The 18,446-nt window shown below is 63.3% G+C and carries 17 protein-coding genes; 4 read left to right on the plus strand and 13 right to left on the minus strand.

All coding sequences use genetic code 11. The features are described 5' to 3' along the window. Window positions 1-4: 4 nt before the first annotated feature. The 7 genes from phnY to phnS all read right to left on the minus strand — a co-directional run bounded on the left by phnY (window position 5) and on the right by phnS (window position 7,652). Window positions 5-1,456: a phosphonoacetaldehyde dehydrogenase gene (gene phnY / locus P0D84_RS32115; RefSeq protein WP_408343301.1), complete on the minus strand. Its 1,452-nt coding sequence runs from the start codon at window positions 1,454-1,456 to the stop codon at window positions 5-7. Next, window positions 1,453-2,727: a phosphonoacetate hydrolase gene (gene phnA, locus P0D84_RS32120; RefSeq protein WP_408343303.1), complete on the minus strand. Its 1,275-nt coding sequence runs from the start codon at window positions 2,725-2,727 to the stop codon at window positions 1,453-1,455. The genes phnY and phnA overlap by 4 nt, the downstream gene beginning before the upstream one ends. Window positions 2,728-2,784: 57 nt before the next feature. Continuing rightward, window positions 2,785-3,519, minus strand: a complete 735-nt coding sequence (locus P0D84_RS32125; protein ID WP_408343305.1) for a phosphonate utilization associated transcriptional regulator — start codon at window positions 3,517-3,519, stop codon at window positions 2,785-2,787. Between the two features lie 74 nt (window positions 3,520-3,593). Continuing rightward, window positions 3,594-4,457, minus strand: a complete 864-nt coding sequence (gene phnV, locus P0D84_RS32130) for a 2-aminoethylphosphonate ABC transport system, membrane component PhnV (protein WP_408343307.1) — start codon at window positions 4,455-4,457, stop codon at window positions 3,594-3,596. Beyond that, window positions 4,447-5,394: a 2-aminoethylphosphonate ABC transporter permease subunit gene (locus tag P0D84_RS32135; RefSeq protein WP_408343309.1), complete on the minus strand. Its 948-nt coding sequence runs from the start codon at window positions 5,392-5,394 to the stop codon at window positions 4,447-4,449. The genes phnV and P0D84_RS32135 overlap by 11 nt, the downstream gene beginning before the upstream one ends. Next, window positions 5,372-6,472 carry a 2-aminoethylphosphonate ABC transport system ATP-binding subunit PhnT gene (gene phnT, locus P0D84_RS32140; RefSeq protein WP_408343311.1) on the minus strand — a complete coding sequence of 367 codons (1,101 nt, stop codon included), beginning with the start codon at window positions 6,470-6,472 and terminating at the stop codon, window positions 5,372-5,374. The genes P0D84_RS32135 and phnT overlap by 23 nt, the downstream gene beginning before the upstream one ends. A gap of 88 nt (window positions 6,473-6,560) precedes the next feature. Next, the gene (gene phnS / locus P0D84_RS32145; protein WP_408343313.1) at window positions 6,561-7,652 is read right to left on the minus strand and encodes a 2-aminoethylphosphonate ABC transporter substrate-binding protein; all 1,092 of its coding nucleotides are present in this window, start codon (window positions 7,650-7,652) and stop codon (window positions 6,561-6,563) included. A 363-nt stretch (window positions 7,653-8,015) separates the two neighbouring features. Here phnS and P0D84_RS32150 point away from each other — a divergent pair, with 363 nt between their 5' ends. Continuing rightward, on the plus strand, window positions 8,016-9,128 hold the full coding sequence (locus P0D84_RS32150) for a 2-aminoethylphosphonate--pyruvate transaminase (protein WP_408343315.1): 1,113 nt from the start codon (window positions 8,016-8,018) through the stop codon (window positions 9,126-9,128). Between the two features lie 193 nt (window positions 9,129-9,321). On the opposite strand, the gene P0D84_RS32155 is transcribed toward P0D84_RS32150, so the two are convergent. Then, complete coding sequence (locus P0D84_RS32155; RefSeq protein ID WP_179737906.1) at window positions 9,322-10,077, minus strand: DeoR/GlpR family DNA-binding transcription regulator; 756 nt, start codon at window positions 10,075-10,077, stop codon at window positions 9,322-9,324. 179 nt (window positions 10,078-10,256) lie between these two features. On the opposite strand from P0D84_RS32155, the gene P0D84_RS32160 reads away from it, so the two are divergent. The 3 genes from P0D84_RS32160 (at window position 10,257) to nadE (ending at window position 14,477) form a co-directional block, all read left to right on the plus strand. Next, window positions 10,257-11,816 carry an ABC1 kinase family protein gene (locus P0D84_RS32160; protein ID WP_408343318.1) on the plus strand — a complete coding sequence of 520 codons (1,560 nt, stop codon included), beginning with the start codon at window positions 10,257-10,259 and terminating at the stop codon, window positions 11,814-11,816. A 327-nt stretch (window positions 11,817-12,143) separates the two neighbouring features. After that, window positions 12,144-13,016, plus strand: coding sequence for a DMT family transporter (locus P0D84_RS32165; protein WP_408343320.1), 873 nt, complete (start codon window positions 12,144-12,146; stop codon window positions 13,014-13,016). 600 nt (window positions 13,017-13,616) lie between these two features. Further along, complete coding sequence (gene nadE, locus P0D84_RS32170) at window positions 13,617-14,477, plus strand: NAD(+) synthase (RefSeq protein WP_408343322.1); 861 nt, start codon at window positions 13,617-13,619, stop codon at window positions 14,475-14,477. Between the two features lie 126 nt (window positions 14,478-14,603). Here the strand turns inward: nadE and P0D84_RS32175 are convergent, their stop codons facing one another. The 5 genes from P0D84_RS32175 to P0D84_RS32195 all read right to left on the minus strand — a co-directional run bounded on the left by P0D84_RS32175 (window position 14,604) and on the right by P0D84_RS32195 (window position 18,320). After that, on the minus strand, window positions 14,604-14,873 hold the full coding sequence (locus P0D84_RS32175) for an RNA-binding protein (protein ID WP_408343324.1): 270 nt from the start codon (window positions 14,871-14,873) through the stop codon (window positions 14,604-14,606). A gap of 5 nt (window positions 14,874-14,878) precedes the next feature. Next, the gene (locus tag P0D84_RS32180) at window positions 14,879-15,025 is read right to left on the minus strand and encodes a hypothetical protein (protein ID WP_408343326.1); all 147 of its coding nucleotides are present in this window, start codon (window positions 15,023-15,025) and stop codon (window positions 14,879-14,881) included. Between the two features lie 277 nt (window positions 15,026-15,302). Further along, window positions 15,303-15,647 carry a hypothetical protein gene (locus tag P0D84_RS32185; protein ID WP_408343328.1) on the minus strand — a complete coding sequence of 115 codons (345 nt, stop codon included), beginning with the start codon at window positions 15,645-15,647 and terminating at the stop codon, window positions 15,303-15,305. Between the two features lie 101 nt (window positions 15,648-15,748). Continuing rightward, complete coding sequence (locus tag P0D84_RS32190; RefSeq protein WP_408343332.1) at window positions 15,749-16,411, minus strand: hypothetical protein; 663 nt, start codon at window positions 16,409-16,411, stop codon at window positions 15,749-15,751. 244 nt (window positions 16,412-16,655) lie between these two features. Then, window positions 16,656-18,320 carry a S10 family peptidase gene (locus P0D84_RS32195; RefSeq protein WP_408343334.1) on the minus strand — a complete coding sequence of 555 codons (1,665 nt, stop codon included), beginning with the start codon at window positions 18,318-18,320 and terminating at the stop codon, window positions 16,656-16,658. Window positions 18,321-18,446 lie beyond the last annotated feature (126 nt).

The raw sequence follows: 18,446 nt of genomic DNA on the forward strand, positions 1-18,446 counted from the left end.
GCTCTTACTCCCACGGTAATGAAAAGGTCTTCAGGTTGGTGAAGCTCTTCATCGCCTCCTGAACGCCTTCCTTATAGCCAAGCCCGGAATCCTTGATGCCGCCGAACGGCGTCAGCTCGATCCGGTATCCCGGCACTTCCCACACGTTGACCGTCCCCACGCGCAATTCGTTGATCAAGCGCGTGATTGCGTCCTGCCGGTTCGTGCACACCCCCGACGACAGCCCGAACGGCGTCCCGTTACTGATACGGATGGCGTCGTCGAGCGTGTCGAAGGCGATGATCGGCGACACGGGGCCGAAGGTTTCTTCACGCACCAGCGCCATCGACGGATCGACGCCATCCAGCACCGTCGGCGCATACAGCGCGCCGACGCGTTGATTGCCGATCCGCAAGCGCGCGCCGGCCGCGATCGCCTCATTCACACGCGCCTCGAATAACTGTGCGGCGGCGACGTCGATCACGGTGCCCATCTGATTTGATGCATCGAACGGATCGCCATAGGTCCATGCACGCGTCTTCTCCACGACCAGATCGGTGAAATCCGCCGCGATACTCTTTTGCACCAGCATCCGCTTGACCGCGGTACACCGCTGGCCGGAGTTCTTATACGAACCTTGCACTGCAAGCGTCGCCGCACGATCGAGGTCGGCGTCTTCGAGCACGATCAGCGGATCGTTGCCGCCCAATTCCAGCACGATGCGCCGGTAGGCCGCCTTTGACGCGATATATTTGCCGATCGCCACGCCGCCCGTGAAAGTGACGAGCTCGGCCAGCGGATGCGTGATCAGCTCATCGGCGATTTCGCGCGGATCGCCAGTCAGCACCTGCAGCATCGGTGTCGGCAAACCCGCTTCATAAAGAATGTCGGCCAGATACAGCGCCGACAGCGGCACCTTTTCCGACGGCTTGAGCACCACACGATTATTCGTCGCGATCGCCGGCGCAATCTTGTGCGCGACCTGGTTCATCGGATGGTTGAACGGCGTAATTGCGACGATCACCCCAGCCAGCGGCTCGCGCTGCGAAAACACACGACGCTTCTTGCCATGCGGCGTGAGATCGCAGGAAAAACTCTGCCCGTCGTCACGCAAGGCTTCGATCGAAGCGAACTTGAACACATCGGCAACGCGGCCGATCTCGTAGCGCGAATCCTGCTTCGACAAACCCGACTCGAGCGAAATCAGGTCCGACGCGTCCTCGGTCCGCTCCCGCAGCAATGCAGCGGCACGCTCAAGAATCTGCGAACGCTCGTAACGCGTGAGCGTCGCCTGATACGCCGCGGCATAGTCGAACGCGGCGCGCACGTCGTCGATGCTCGCCAACGGGACCGTGCCCACCCGCGTCCCCGTATAAGGATCGAACACGTCGAGCGTGCGCGAGCGCGTCGCGCGCTCGCCCTTGAGCCGCAGCGCTTCCGCCCGAAACGCCGGATGGTCCCGCAGCACGGCGTTCATGATGCCGACACGTGATTCAATGCGACGTCGAAGATATCGAAGTTGCGCAACCGCTTATCGGTGCGCAATCCTTCGACGCGGCGATTGAACAGCAGCGGCACCTCCTGCTCCGAAATCCCGCCGTGCGAGCGCAACGGCACCGTCAATCCGGACAGATCGTGTTCATCGCGACGCGTGCCGAGCACCACTTGCGTGGTGCTGACCACCACGATGTCGCCGACGCGGTCGTTCGGTAGCTCGAAGCGCTCGCATGCGGCGCGATTGTCGAGCACGACTTCAATGCCCTGCAAACCACCAATCCGCTCGATCACCTGGCCGACGCTCACATCGTGCGGCAGGTAAACCGTCGCGAACGAACCGAGCGCGCCGTGATGCACGACATACGGATCGGTGATCGGAAGAATCACGCGCGCTTTGCTGGCCCCAAGCCAATCGTCCAGCACGTCCTGCAGATAGATCACATTCGGCTCGCCGGTTTTCGGGTCGTGCTTGGCGTTCATGCCGTGGTCGGCGGTCAAGCCGATCACCCAGCCGAGCGCGTCGAGCTTCGCGAGGTAGCCGTCCATCATTGCGTAGAAGTCGTTCGCGCCCTGGGTGCCCGGTGCCCATTTGTGCTGGATGTAATCGGTGGTCGACAGATACATCAGGTCGAGCTTGCGGGTTTCGGCAAGCCGCACGCCGGCGGCGAACACGAATTCGGACAAACCCGCGCTATACACGTCAGGCACCGGCAAGCCGACCAGGTCGAGCACTTCATCGATGCCGTTTTCTTCGCGCGTCACCTTGTCGGCTTTTTCCGCCGAAAAGCAGATGCCCTTCAGTTGCCAGCCGAGCAGCCGGCGCAGCTTGTCTTTCGCGGTAACCACGGCGACCGCGGCGCCTGCTTCGGCAGCAGCGGCCAGCAAAGTCCCCGCGCGCAGATAGGCCGGATCGTTCATCATCACTTCCGCGCCTTCGCCGCCATTTGCGTCCGGGTCCCAGAAGTAATTGCCGCAAATGCCGTGCACCGAGGGCGGCACGCCGCACACGATCGAGAGATTGTTCGGGTTGGTGAACGACGGAATCACGCAGTCGCCCTTGAAGGCCGCGCCGCCCTCGATCATTTTGCCGAGGAAAGGCGCGACGCCCGCTGCGACCGCGGCTTCCAGGTAATCGTATTCACAGCCGTCGACGCACACCACGACGGTCGGTTGCGAGGGCAGCCGGTAGCTGCGGCCGTTAACTTCAATCGTACGTTCGCTTGCGCTTGCGTTTGTATTTGCGTTTTCCATCTCTATCTTCCATGCGTGAAGAGCACACGTGCTCCAGTCAATCCATTACAACCAGTCTCAATCGTTCGATGCCACCGGCATCCGCACCGCGCCCAACGGCCCCGCCGGTTCGCACGCCTCACGCGCGCGCTGCAGGCCGCCGTTCACATGCGCATGCATTAGCGTTGCGGCATGTTCGGCGTCGCGCGAGGCCAGCGCCGTCAGGATCGCGCGATGCTCGGCCAGCGAGCGCTCCATCGCGTCGGCATGCACCACCAGCGCGGCGCGGCGAAACAGGCTCAGTTCGCTCACCAGTCTTCGATACGTCTCATACAGCTTGACGTTGCCCGACGCCGCCACGATCGCGTCGTGAAACGCCACGTTGGCGCGCGCGTAGGCATCGTGGTCCTGCGCGTCGAGCGCCGCGCGCATCGCGTCGAGCCACTCGCGCAACGCGGCCAGTTCGCGTGCATCGATACGCGCAGCCAGCATCCGGCACGCCGCCTCTTCGAGCACCGCGCGCACCGCGTAAATCTCATCCGCTTCCGTCAGCGACACCGTGCGCACGAACACACCGCGGTTTTTCTCCGTGCGCACCAGGCCGGCCTGCTCCAGCGCGCGGAACGCCTCGCGCACCGGCCCGCGCGATACCTGCAGACGCGCGGCCCAATCGGCTTCGTTGAGTTTGTCGCCCGGCTCGAGCGCCCCTTCGACGATGTGCCGTTCGATTTCGTCGCGGACCAGCGTCGTCAGCGAATGCCTGCGCACAACCTCAATCGGATCGACAGAAGCAGTTAGCATATATTCGGTCATTTTGACAAATTTTGCCACATCGATATGTGTTGGCGCGCCGCTGGCACGCCAACACAACCCTCAGGAGATGCTCGTCAGTCCACCCGACGACGCGGGACACGCGCCGCGATCAGCAGCAGCGCAGCAAGCGAGACCATCAGCAGAATCAGCGACAACGCGGAGGCCGGCAGGTAATAACCCCGCTCCACCTGGCCGACCACGACGATCGGCACCGTCGCGAAACCCGGCGGATACACAGTGAGCGTGGCGCCAAGTTCGCCGAGCGACAGCGCGAAGCCCAAAGCGAGGCTCGCGCGAATGGCTGGCACCAATTGCGGCAGCACGACGCGGCGCAGCACCATCGACGGCGGCGCCCCTAGACTCGCTGCCGCTTCGCGCAGAACGGTCAACTCAGGGCGCAGTGCGGCGGCCGCGCAGCGGTAGCAGAACGGCAGCACCAGCGCGAGTTGTACGAACACGACGATCGCCGCCGAGCTCGACAGATCGAACGGACGCTTGTGGTACGCGATCAACACAGCCAGCCCCAGCACCACGCTCGGCACGCCGTTGGGCATCATCGCGATGGTGTCGACGAACGCGCCGAGACCGCGCCGGTCGCGTCCTTCGAGCGCCAGCGCCAGCCATAGGCCGAGAATCGTGCCGAGCACGGCGACGCCCATGCCGATTTCCAGGCTCGTGGTCAGCGCGTCGAAGTCGCTGGAACCCAGCCGTTCAAACCAGCGCGTGCTGAGACTGTCCGGCAGGATCGTGCCCGACCAGTGCCCGGCCACGCTCGATAGCGCGACCACCATCACCGGCAAGACGAATAGCCAGAAGCACAGCAACGCGGCAAAGCCGAGAAACAGGCCGCCGAGCACGCGCACCGGCAGACTGCGGCGCACCGGCCGCGCCCTCTTGTGCATGACCGGCAAGACGGTCGGGTCGAGTTCAACGGCCATGGCCCACTCCTTTCACCTTGCGGCGGTTGACCTGGCGGTACAACGCGTACAGCGACAACGACATGATCAGCATGACGACCGCGCCGGCGGCGGCAGTCGGCAGATCGAGGTCGACCGTCGCGGAACTGTAGATCGCGACCGGCAGCGTGATCAGATGCGCGCTGCCGAGCACGAGCAGAATGCCGAACTCGTTCAACGTCAGCAGGAAACACAGGATCGTGCCCGCGGCGATACCTGGCCACGCGAGCGGCAGGATCACCTTGAACGCGACCATCCAGCCGCTTGCCCCGAGACTGCGGGCAGCCTCGATCAGACGCATGTCGAGCGTGGCGAACGATGCCAGCGTCGGACGCACGACAAAAGGCGCGTAGAACACCACTTCGGCGAGAATCACGCCGCCCACGCCGAACAGAAAATCGAGCGGCGGCGCCTCGAGATGAAACAGCCGCTGCAAGCCGATGCTGACCGAACCTTGCGAGCCGTACAGAAAGATCAGCGTGAAGGCGACCAGAAACGACGGGAACGCGACGAACAGCTCAAGGAAACGCGTGATCATCCGCGCGCCCGGAAACGGCTTGAAAAACAGCATCGACGCCAACGCGACGCCGAGCAAGGACGCGAGCCCCGCACTGGCAAACAGAACCCACAGCGTCGTGCCGACCACGCCGCGCGTTTCCGGATTGCCGAAAAACGCGGAGTAGGCCTGCAGGCTCAAACCATGCGGACCGGTGAAACTGAGCAGCACCAGACGCACTAGCGGATAAATAACCAGCGGACCGAGCACGACCACCGCCAGGAACAGCAGGTGCCATTGCGCCGCACGTTCGCGGCGCTTCACCGCTGCCGTGTGCGAGGCTGCACTGGCAGTGCGGCGAGCCTCGGCGGCGGCCGCCGCGCTCATCGAATCAGGCGTATCAGGGGTTGATAAGGACGACATCGTCAGCCTCATAACGCAGTGAAACACGCGCGCCCTTCTCCGGCATCATGCCGTGGCCACGCTGCATGGTGACCAGCACGGGCTCGTTAGGCATCGCGTCCAGAGCGACCGACACCGACAGCACCGCGCCGTACCATTCGACCGACGTAATCGCGCCATGCAACTGCCCTTCGCCGAGCGGCACGATCCGCAGCGCTTCCGGACGCAGACAGGCCACCCGGTCACGTTCGTTGTAGCGCACGTCGCCCATGCCGAATGCGACCTGCGGCGGCAGCAGGTTGGCCGCGCCCAGATAACGTGCGACAAAGCCGTCGTTCGGCGTGTCGTACAACTGCTGCGGCGTGCCGAGTTGCGCGATGCGGCCTTCGCGCATCAGCAGCGTACGGTCGGAGAGCACCAGCGCGTCGTCCTGATCGTGCGTCACGCAGACGATCGTCAGATTCGGCAGGCGCTCATGCAACGCCTTCAGTTCGGAACGCACCGAGGCGCGCAGATTGGCGTCGAGTGCGGAAAGCGGTTCGTCGAGCAACAGCACGTCGGGCTCGATCACGAGCGCGCGCGCCAAGGCCACACGCTGCTGCATGCCGCCTGACAATTGCGCGGGCATATGATGCCCGGCGTCGCCCAGTTGCACGAGCTTCAAGGCATCGGCGACACGTCGCGCGACATCCTTCGACGGCGTGCGGCGGGCGCGCAACCCGAAAGCCACGTTATCGAACACCGACAAATGCGGGAACAGCGCATAACTCTGAAACAGCAAGCCGAGATTGCGCTTGTGCGGCGGCACATGCGTCAGGTCGTGGCCGGCAACCGTCAAGGTGCCGGCCAGTCCGTCCGCTTCAATGAACCCGGCGATGAAACGCAACAGCGTGGTCTTGCCGCACCCGCTGCGGCCGAGCACGGTGAGCAATTCGCCGCGCTGAATGGTCAGCGACAGATCGTCGAGCACGGTGCGCGAGCCGAAGCGCACCGTCAGATGGTCGATCTGCACGCCGCCCGGCGTGTTCGAACGCGCGGCGTCGAGCGCGTCCGGTGAGGCGCCGAGCGCGTCTGGGTGAGCAAGACTGGCCGTATTCACCGGGTTCATCCTCCAACTGGATTAATGCTGATGCGGCGCCTCGCACGAACACGGGGGCGCCGCCTGACTCAATGGCAAACGGTCCGGCTTACTTCGGCTTGACGACTTCGAGTTGCTTGCCCGACGAACCGATCACGTCATTCTTCCAGCGTGCGGTCCAGTCAGCCTTCTTCGCCATCACCTGGTTCCAGTCCACCGGAATCAGCGTCACGCCGGCGATGGCCTGCTTGACTGCTTCGCCGTTCTTGCCGGTGAGCGGCACGTCGGTACGACCCGGGATACCGAAGATATCCGGTACCTTGGCCTGCACGTCTGTCGACATCAGGTAGTCGATCAGCTTCTTGCCTTCTGCCTGGTTCGGGCCGTTCTTGATCAGGCCGATCGCGTACGGCAGCTGGAAGGTGGTCGGCTTACCGCCGGCGCTGGCTGCGAGGAAGATCGGCTTGAGCGACAGACCGCCGTTGGCCGCATCGTCCAGATCCATCTGCAAGTCGCCGTTGGCGAAGGCGATTTCGTTACGCGAGAGCAGCACGTCGAGGTAGCCGGTGCCCTTGGTGTGGAACTTGGCGCTCTGCTCGAGCTTCTTCAGGTAGTCGAACGCCTTGTCTTCGCCCATCAGCGCCGAGGTCAGGATGATCACGGCCATGCCGTCGCCCGCCGTGGCCGGGTTCGAGTAAGCGATCTTGCCGCTGTAGTCCGGGTGCAGCAGGTCGGCGAAGGTCTTCGGCTGGGTCTTGACGACGTCCGGGTTGATCGCGAACGAGAAGTAGTTGTTCACGAACGTCGCCCATGTACCGTTCGACGCCTTGGCGATGGCCGGCACGTTCTTGTAGTTGGCGCTCTGATAAGCCTGCAACAGGCCGCTCTGGTCGGCTTGCTGGATGAACGGCGGCAGCGTGACGAGCACGTCGGCCTTCGGCTGATCCTTTTCGATGGTGGCGCGGTTCACCACTTCGCCGCTACCTGCCGTGACGATGTTGACCTTCACGCCTTCCTTCTTTTCGAAGGCCGGCAGCACATCCTTGTAGAGGTTTTCGAGGCCGTCGGCGGTGTACAGCACCACTGCGTCAGCCGCATGAGCCTCTACCGCCATGCCGCCGAATGCTGCGGCGGCGACCAATGCCGGCAACAGTTTGCGTGCGAGGCCAGCCGTGGCGTGAAGGGAATTCGTCTTTGTCATGTCACTCTCTCCGTAAGGCAAAAAACCAGACGGTCGGGATATCCCGATACCTGTTGTGATTGAACGGCGGTAGCGCCGTGCCGCTTGCGTGTTGCCCACAGCCAGTTGTCGTGCAGTTTTCGTATGGATTGCAGATTGCCGACAACTTTGCCGCTTCTTCTCCAGCCTGACCTACAGCCCATCTACGACACTCGCGCCATCTGCCATGCGTGATCGGGCATGGCAAGGATTACAGGTTTCCATGACAACGCCATGACTATTCTGTCGGCTTCCAAAAAATGACACAATTCGCCAATAATATCCAAATCAATCTTTTCGTCACCCAACGTGGGCGACGGACATTCATCTGATGACGGAGGCTGTGTGATCCTTGGAAACGACCCAATCCTGTTGACGCCGGGCCCCCTCTCCACTTCGCCGCAAACCCGCGAGGCGATGTTGCGCGACTGGGGTTCGTGGGACGCCGCGTTCAACCGCATGACTCATGACGTATGCGCCGAGCTGGTGAAGATCGTACATGGCGAAAATGGCTATGTATGCGTGCCGCTTCAAGGCAGCGGCACGTTCGCGGTCGAAGCGGCGCTCGGCACGCTGGTGCCGCGTCAAGGCTGCGTGCTGGTTCCGAACAACGGCGCATATTGTGCCCGTCTGGTCAAAATATTGCAGCGAATGGGGATCGCTTATGTCGAACTGGCGCTGCGCGACGACGAACCGGTCAGCGCCGCCGCCATCGAAGACGCCTTCAATCGCAATTCGCGCATCACCCACGTCGCGCAAGTCCATCTGGAAACGAGTGCGGGTCTGCTCAATCCGCTCGACGACATCGCCGCGGTGTGTCAACGGCACGGCAAGAGCCTGATCGTCGACGCGATGAGTTCGTTCGGCGCGTTGCCGATCGACTTACGGCGCGGTGGCATCGACGCGCTGATTTCGGCGAGTGGCAAATGCCTGGAAGGCGTGCCGGGAATGGGCTTCGTGATTGTGCGGCGCAGTGTGCTGGAAGAAAGCGAAGGACGTTCGCCATCGCTCGCGCTGGATCTGCACGATCAATACGTTTATATGGAGAAGACAACGCAGTGGCGCTTCACGCCGCCGACTCATGTGGTCGCCGCGTTGCGTCGGGCACTCGATCAGTTCATCGCGCAAGGCGGACAAGCGGCGCGCGGCGCACGCTACAGGCAGAACTGCGCGGCCTTGGTGGACGGTATGAAAGCGCTCGGCTTCGAGCCGTTTCTGAAGCCTGAAGTGCAGGCGCCGGTGATCGTCACGTTCCATGCGCCGCGCGACCCTGCGTGGAATTTTGCGGACTTTTATGCCGCGGTGCGCGAGGCGGGCTATGTGCTCTATCCGGGCAAGCTCACGCAAGTGGAAACGTTCCGCGTGGGCTGCATCGGTGCGATCGATGAGAACGAACTACGCAACGCGGTGGCGGCGATCGGCCGTACGGTCGAGAAGTTGGGTATCCGTGTGAGGTAACGCGCGGCGAGGTGGAGGTTGGGCTGGTGGGGCTGGTGGGGCTGGTGGGGCTGGTGGGCGCTTGCGCGGTTGCGCGGTTGGGCTGGTGGACTGGGACTGGTGGACCGGCGAGCTATTGGGGCTGGCCGGTGAGGCGGAAGAACTGGCGTTTGACGCCTTCCTCGGTTTCAGACGCCGGGACCCAGCTTCCGCTTCAGGCAATCAGGATTTCCGGCCCATGCGCCGTGATCGCCTTACCGAGCGTCTTCTCCGGCGCCAGTTCGGTGACCAGATAACGCGCCGATTCGATGCCGTTGATGCGCACCGGCGTCACGCGCCCAAACTTCGAGTGATCGGCGACGACCACCACCATGTCGGCCGCGGCGATCATGCGGCTGCGCACTTCGGCGGCCATGCGGCTGTAGTCGGTCAGGTAGCCATCCGGTGAAATGCCGCCCGCGCCGATAAAGGCGAAGTCCGCGTGGTATTGCGTCAGCTGATGGACCGTGTCGAGGCCGAAGGTGGCGTCTTCGATATCCGACAGTTCGCCGCCGAGCAGCGTCACGCGGTTATCGTTGCGGCGGCCGAGCAGCAGCGCGATACGCCAGTCGTTCGTATAGACCGACAGGCGATGCCGGTCGAGCAATGCCCGCGCCACCGCCTGGGTGGTGCTGCCCGAATCGATGATCAGCGAAGCGCCGTCCGGCACGAACTCGGCCGCGCGCTCGCCGATCGCTCGCTTCGCGCCAGCGTTGGCGGCTTCGCGCGTATCGAGGTCGGGCTCGCGCCGGTCGCTCGACAGCGCGCCGCCGTGGGTCGTGACGAGCAGACCGCGCCCGGCCAGCGCATTCAGATCACGGCGAATCGTCTCGCGCGACACATTCAGTTCGCGCACCAGTTCAGCGACCGAGAGCGCGCCGGTTTTGGCGACTTGCGCCAGGATATATTGGTGACGTTGTTCTGCGAGCATCTGTTGAGGGCCGGAAGCCGGCACGCTTGGGTTTCGCCATGGGTGAAAGGCCGGCGTATTGTATTACGCGCGGCGCGGGGATGCTCCTGCGCACGCGCTTACCTGCTAACCTGAACGCCCTGCCGCGCGCCGACGCCTGTCGATGCCGCGTGGTCCGTGGTCCGTCAACCGAACTGCCGATGCCGCCACTGTTTCGCCGTTTACTGCTGTTGTTCCACGCGTTGCGTTATGGCGCGCGCCTGATCTGGCTTGCCGCCCCGGCGGACCACAAACTGCACTGGATGATCGAGCTGGTCGGCCGCGTGCACGCATCCGGGCGCAGCGGCGAGCGCCTGCACAGTGTGCTGCCCGCGCTTGGACCACTCGCGAGCCGCTTTGCGCAGACCCTGGTTGAACGGCCCGAACTCGCGACCGGCACCCTGCACGATGCCATCGACGCCATCGATCATCTCGAAGCCCCCCTGCCGCCGCAGGCATCCGAACAGGCATTGGCGCGTGCATTCGGCCGGCCGCTCACCACCCTCTTCAGCGCAGTCGATCTGGTGCCGGTGCGCAGCGGCTTTGCCGAACAGACGCATCTCGCGCGGCTCCTCGTGCCGGTCAACGGCCATAGCGAAGTGGCCATCAAGCTGGTGCGCGCCGATCAGTTGCAACAGATCGGCGACGAGCTCGCGCTCTTGCGCTGGGTCGCGCGCTGGCTGGAGAAGCTTTCCGGCTCCGCCCGCCGGCTGCAACTGCGTACCTTGGCGCAGACCTTCACCGACGACATCCTGCGCCGCTTCGATCTGCGCGCCGAGGCCGCCAATCTGAGCCAGACCGGCCATCATTTCGACGGCGATACGCGCATCGTCGTACCGGACGTAATCTGGGACCTGTGCACCAACCACACGCTGACGATGCAGCGCGTCAGCACCTTGCCCGCCAGCGACCTGCCCGGCCTGCATGCCCATCAGGTCAAGCTCGCGCCACTGGCCGCGCATATCGTCGAGGTGGTGACCGAACAGGCGTTCGAGCACGGCTTCTTTCACGCGACGCTCGATGCACGCCGGGTGCGCGTGAGCGTCGAACCGGACACGCTGGGACGCCTCGTGCTGGCGGAGTTTTCGATCATGTCGAGTCTGTCGACCGGCGAGCGCGAGTTCTTCGTGCATGGCGCGACCGCGCTGTTCGACCAGGACTACGGCCGGCTTGCCGAACTTCATCGTGAAGCGGGGCATGTGCCGCACGACACGCGTAAGGAGATGCTCGAAGCCGAATTGCGCACACGCGCCGAAGCCCATTTCGCGGCCGAACCGGAGGACCGCTCGGCGGGTTCGCTGTTTCATCATCTGCTGCACACGGTGCATCCGTTCGACGGCGCCGTGCCCGGCCGTCTCGCCACCGCGCAGCGCTCGTTCCAGCAGGCGGAAATGCTGGCCCGCGCGCTACATCCGGGCGTCGATACGTGGACTGTCACACGATGCGTGCTGGCGGGGATTGCACGGCGCGACATGGATCACCGCGGCTGGATCAAGCGCATCTCGCGTGAGCTGCCGCATTTGGCGCATATGCTGCCGCGCGTGCCGCAACTGGCCGTGCGCTACTTGCAGCATGAGCACGATCGCGCCCGCACGCCGCGGCAGAATGCAGAGTTGATGCTGGACATCGGCCGTGAATATCGGCGCACGCGTGTGTTGCTATGGGCATGTGCGGTGTGCGGCGGAGTGCTCGGCGCGGGGACCGTTTTATTGATGTGGTGAGGTTGGCGGTGAGGTTGGTGGCGATGCCGGCGGGACGCTGGTGCTGCTGATGTGGTGATGCCGCCGGGACGCTAATGCCGCTGATATCGTGATGCCATCGGGACGCAAACGCTGCTGATGTGGTGATGCCGCCGGACGCAAACGGTGCTGATATGGTGATGCCGTCGGGACGCCAGGGCCGCTGACCTGGTGACTGATAAGGAGAGGACGCGCCGCGGCGCGATTCAGGCATCCGCCATTGCGCAAAACACCCGCGATTGCAGCTTCGAACAAGACGCGCGTCGCGTGTCCCGGCAAGATTGCGGCTTTTCCCTCCCCCCGTCTCCGATGCTCGCTTCGTCAATCGCCGCCGTATTCGTCGTGTTGTGGTCGACCGGTTTCGTGGTCGCCCGGGCCATCACACCCTACGCCGATCCCAATCTGTTCCTGCTCGCGCGCTTTGCCGGCACCGCGCTGATATTCGCGCTTGCCGCGTTCGCCGCACGCGCCATGTGGCCGACCGGCCGCGATCTCGGCAAACATCTGCTCGCGGGCGCGCTACTGCAAGGCGTCTATCTCGGCGCGGGCTACTGGGCCGTCGCCCAGGGCTTGAGCGCCGGCGTGATGGCCTTGCTCGGCGCGTTGCAGCCGCTCGCGACTGCCGCCGTCGCCGCGCCGCTGTTTGGCGAGCGTCTATCGCGGCGCGGCTGGACCGGCATGGCACTCGGCCTGGCAGGCGTCGCGCTGGTTCTGGGACCGAAGCTCGCCGCGGCGGCACCGCCCACCCAACACGGCCACGCGCCGCCGTGGCTGGTCGTGTTCATCTCGATCCTTGCGATTGGCGCAATCACCGCAGGCACGTTGTTCCAGAAGACTTCGCTGGCCAAGGCCGATATCCGCAGCGCAAGTGCCGTGCAGAATGTCGGCGCGGCGGTGGTTGCGGCAATTCTTGCGCTGGCGCTCGGCGAGCATCGTTGGATTGCATCGGCCGCTTTGTGGGCGTCGCTGGCCTGGGGCATCGTGATGCTGTCCGGGATCAGCGTGACCTTACTGGTGTGGATGGTCAGGCGCGGCGATGCTGCGCGTGCTACCGCGCTGATGTTTCTCGCGCCGCCGCTCGCCGCGCTTGAAGGGTATGTCGGCTTCGGCGAAACGCTGTTGCCGGTGCAGCTCGCTGGATTTGCCGTGGCGCTGGTGGGCGTGCTGCTGGCGAGGTCGTGAGAGTTTGAATGGCGCACACCGGTCTGCGTCAATCAATGCGCGTTCGTCATGCGTGCCGGGCGGTACTTTTTGCTCGTCAACCGTGACTGAACGCTGCTGCTGATTGCTCGAACCGTAGCAGCCTACGCTACGGGCCTGTCCGCTAGCGGACATCCCGGGTCGCGCGAACGTTGTCGGCTCGACACTCGCTCCGCGCCCTCGGCCGCCTGTTCATCCGCGAATCACCGCAAGCGGGTGCAGGCTGGCCTGGCCGATTGGGGCAGTTCATCGCGTATTTGAGCAAACCTGATTATTATTGACGGCTCGCCGGCTCATCCGGCGCTCGGAACGGGCATATTGCTAAACACACTGGCATCTCCCCATGAGGAATCGGCCATTCACCCCTATCACAGCATTGACAGTCCATATTTAACGTTCCGCGCGGCTGTTTAAAAGCCGCGCAAAATGAATTTAAAGCCAATATCCCGCGATAAAACCGCGATATTGATTCGTCACATCATGCCTGCAGAACCGGCGCGTTCGTGGCGCTGCCGCTCCTGCAAGCCGCGCGAACGTTGAAACGTCGACACGCGCACCACCGCACACGGAGGCAAGAGGAACATGACGCAACCAGACTCAGCCGCACGCCAGGCAAGCATCGCAGCGGAAATGCACGTCGCCGCCGAGTTCGACGCCGCACAGGAAATCGAGCGCAGGGTGGCTTTTCTGGCGAACTACCTGCGCAGCAATGGCCTGAAAACCTACGTGCTTGGCATCAGCGGCGGCGTCGATTCGACCACCGCCGGGCGGCTTGCGCAACTCGCGGTCGAACGGCTGCGCGCCGAACATTACGATGCGCGCTTCGTCGCGATCCGTTTGCCCTACGGTGTGCAAAAAGATGAAGCCGACGCGCAGCAGGCCTTGAGTTTCATTCGTGCGGACGAGAATCTCACCGTCGATATCAAACCCGCTGCCGATGCGATGCTTGCCGCGCTCAATAACAGCAACGTGCGATTCAACGACGACGCACAGCAGGATTTCGTGCACGGCAATATCAAGGCACGGCAGCGAATGATTGCGCAATACGCGGTCGCCAGTGCGCGGGCCGGCGTGGTGATCGGCACGGACCACGCGGCCGAATCGGTGATGGGATTTTTCACGAAGTTCGGCGACGGCGGCGCCGATGTGCTGCCGCTCACCGGCCTGAACAAGCGTCGGGTGCGGGCACTGTCCAAAGCCTTGGGCGCGCCCGAAACGCTGGCGCACAAAGTGCCGACCGCCGACCTCGAAATGTTGCGTCCCCAACGGCCGGACGAAGACGCATACGGCATCCCGTACGACGACATCGACGACTTTCTGGAAGGCAAACCGGTGAGCGACGCCGCGCGCGAAACGATCTTGCGCTTCTACGATGTCACGCGGCACAAGCGGGCACTGCCCTACACGCCGTTCGATTGGCCGGTGAAATCAGGTGGGGAATGAGAGAAGGCGTGCAATAACGAGAACGCGCGGAGAGGATGCGCATCAGGAATGCGCCAGACGCCGCGCGCTCTTCCCATTCGACGCACTCGGCAACTCGACGCTTTACCACGCGCAGTTGCGACAAGCTCAGTGAGCAGGTGGCGACTCGTCGTCGCTGAACAGATCGGCGCTTGCCTCGAGCGTCAAGCCGCCCAATTGCTTGCCGTGGATCTGACGCGCAATCACGTCGCCCACATACGGCACGTCCGCGTCCAACTCGACCGTGGCGTAGGCGCCAGGCTTCCCGGCATCAACCACCTCGATATTTTTCGCGTAATGCCCAAGCTCATGCTTGAGAAAATCCCGCACTTCCTGCTCGCTGCACGATTCCGCGATATTGCGCACGATCAGGTTCATGCGGCCTACCCTCGGCGACTGCTGCGATCCGCGGCATGCACGCGCACCGGGCGCAGTGCGGCACGCTGTTTCTCCTGAGCGGCTGCGAGCTGGCGGATCAATGCAGCGCCAGCCACACCCAAGGCCGCCAATGACAGATAGAAGGCAATCATTTAAATCTCCCCTTCGAATTTCGTCCTGTTTTCAGGATAGCCACAATCGACAACAAAAGCGATGCGGCACAATGCCGTAAAAGACGGATCTAAAATCTTCCGTTAGTGCACTGTACCTGAATAAACAGCAGTAAAAATAGCAAAACACATGTTCATTCAGTGATGCAGGCCCGGCACAGGCGCCAGACGCAGACGCTGGACGCAAAAACCGGCCGCGCTACGCATTGCCACCGGCATCCTGTGGGGGACGTGCGCAAAGGCGGGCTGACCGTCGGGATCAGTCCGCCGCTTGCACGTTGGCGGCGCTTACCCACCATGCATTCTTGCCTTGCGGAACCAGCACGGCGGACGGATCGTTGACGCCGTCGTCGGCAACTTCGCATACCGCAAGCCCGTCCGGCAAGCGTTTCACCTCCCCGGCTGCCTGCAGGAGCGCGACCCGCTGCGCGTTCAACGGCCGCAGTTGCCGGTACACATCAAAACTGATTGCTGCGGGCACATCGCCGCGAATCTGCAGCGAGTCGGCATTGCCGCATCGCACGGGTTCGGCGGCAAGCGCCGCAGCGCTGCCGAACAGACAGCCGAAAGTGAGTGCCAGTGCGGCCAGGCGCGAATGGATCATAGTGATTCTCCGACAATAAGTAGGGACAGCGCGCTGCTGTTAGCGCGGCCGGGAAGCACGCGAATGAACCGCCAGCTCAACGCAGACTGAGACAGGCGGCCTTATGGCGCGCTGCCGCGGCCGTCGCTTCGCGCATTGCTCTCGCCGGTTGCGACATCGAGACGGCTCACGTCGCAAGACATCTGGCCGAAGCCCGAATAGACCACCGACCAGTTACCGACAATCGCGGCTTGCGCCTCCGGGAGGCTCAGTTTCCCCTCGCAAACGCAGCGTTTGAGCATGACCGCGGCGCGCGCCTTGCGGCGCTCGCCCTGCTGGCCTGCCCACGGCAGAAGATCGAGATTGGAGGGTGCATCCGGCGAGCCCCCGAGCACAACGGGCACGCGCCGGTCCAGCGCGAAACCCGGACCGTTGTCGGCGTCGATGCCGCGCGCGGCAAGCATGCGGTCCTTGTGTGCCATCAACTCGTCGAACGGCGGTGCGACCGTGTCCGCGTAGCCGGGCCGGCAAATCGTTTCGCTGATTGACCGCTGCGTGACGCGCTCGTCGAGCATTGCTGCATCCTGAGCCCAGACTTGGCCGACGCGCAATAGGAGTACCGCGGCGAAGCCAAGCAGCATCGCAACGCGCGTTGTGCGGGCGGTGCCGGCACGACGGGCGAGGCTGCGCCGGCGCGGGAGCGTCAGCGGAATCGCCTGGTATGTAGTGCTGGTTGCGTCGCTGTAACGGATGCTGCGACGCCTGTCTGCAATGCCTGCGTTCATTCTTCGGCGCGCCGGCAGCGGCGCGCAATAGTTCAATTCGCAGACTAATTAAAACACATCCAATATCCCTGCGTGAAATAGACAAACTCGCGCAGATTCATGCGGAAGCGTTAGGGGGCGCCTGAAGGTGTCTGCAGGCGCGGCCTTGCCATACGTGAATGCACGTTGCAAGGCCGCGCCGAACTGCTGCGTAAAGGCAACGCCGCAGCCTGCGCGCCGCTCAGGCCCGGCGCCCACAGCGTGCTTACTTCGACTTGCTCGCCACCCGGGCCTGCAACGCACGGATACGCCCGAGCGCCTGAGTGTTGGACACCGTCGCGTCATACATGCTGGCGAGGTCCGCCTTGAGCGCGGTACGCGAGCCACCGTCCAGATAGACCATATGACCCGACGGATAAAAGCGCGCCGACAGATTCTGCCGCACCTGCTGGCTGAGAAGCGGCATTTGCTGCAGATCGATCACGGTCTGATAGAACGGCGTGACGTAGTCGAAGAAACCGTTCGCCGACAGGACCTTCAGGTCAGGATTGAGCGCCATCACCGCGGCAAGGTCGCCGGCGGTGTACAGAATGATGTTGCCTTTGGCATCGAGCCCCTTCTGCGCGCCGGTCGGATCAATGTGGCCGAAGTCCCAGTACTTGAACGCCTGATCGTTGAGGTCGGTAAAGGCCGAATTCGACGTGTATTTCAACTGCTCGTTCAGATACACGTTCCACATCGTCGTGTACACGCCGGTCACCGCCGTCATGGTCGGATCGTTGCCGCCGGAATTCGGGTCGATCTTGCCGGCGATGCCAGTGTTGATTGCCGTCACGCGACCGTCATACTCACCGAGCGCGAGTCCCTGCGACTTCAGCAAACTGGTCAGGAACAGCGAATTGCCACGGCTGTCGTACGACGCGATATCGAGGCTCCAGGCAAGCAAGGTAGTTTTGTCGATACCGGTGTATTCGCTGAGCTTCTCGACGGTTGCGGAATCCGTGGTCGGAAACTTGCGCAGCGCCGCCAGATAGTCGGTGCGCGCGAATTGCGCCACTTCTTCGGCAAACGCACCGAGATCGGTCGGGCGCGGCGCGATGCCGAGTTTCTTGTGATACCACGCGTCCGCGGCGGCGGTGGGCAACGCGCCGACTGGATTGCCGGATTGCGTGTAATCGAGAATCGACGATTGCAGCGTGATGCCGTTCAGGTCGACACCGTCTTCGTGCAAACGGTACGCGAGGACACAGCTGCGCGCCGTGCCATAAGACTCGCCGTACAGATACTTCGGCGAATTCCAGCGATTGTTTTTGGTCAGAAAGCGCTTGATGAACTGCTTGATCGAGTCTGCGTCCTGGTCGACGCCCCAGAAGTCGCGGTTCTTTTTCGGCGCAATCGCCGCCGAATAGCCGGTGCCGACCGGGTTGATAAAGACAAGGTCGCTCTTGTCGAGCAAGCTGTCCGGGTTGTCTTCCATCGAGTAGGGTGCGGGCGGCGTAAAGCCCGGCATCGACGTCTTGATGCGGCGTGGCGCGAACGAGCCCAGCAGCACGAACACCGAAGACGAGCCGGGACCGCCGTTGTAGAAGAAAGTCACCGGGCGGGTTTCCTCCTTCTGGTTGTCCTGCGTGAACGCGACGTAGAACATTTTGGCGTCGGGCTGCGAACTGCTCGGGTCGACAATTACGAGGTGTCCCACCGTCGCCGTGTAGTTGATCTTGTGGCCGCCGATCGTGGTCGAATGGTGCGTGAGCGCGGCTGCTTCAGCGGTGTCGGTAACGGAGTCGTCCGGACCGTTGCCGTAAGCAACCGAGTCGAAGAACGGCTGATCGCCGGCATGACGCGACGTGCCGGCGGCAGCCGTTGCGGACGAAGCATTCGTACTGTCTGACGACTGCGGACTAACGGAAGCTGACTCGGTGTTCGTCATGATCGCTCCATGGGTTCGTTAACGTCTTGGTGTCTCGTGTGTGTCTCGCGGTGTCCTGCGGTGCCGGCGTTGCTCTGCGTGCCTGTGTCGCCTGCACTGCCCTGCGTGCCTGCGATGCCTGCATCT

Origin of the sequence: Paraburkholderia sp. RL17-337-BIB-A, from assembly GCF_046025895.1 — a bacterium.
GTDB lineage: Bacteria > Pseudomonadota > Gammaproteobacteria > Burkholderiales > Burkholderiaceae > Paraburkholderia > Paraburkholderia fungorum_C.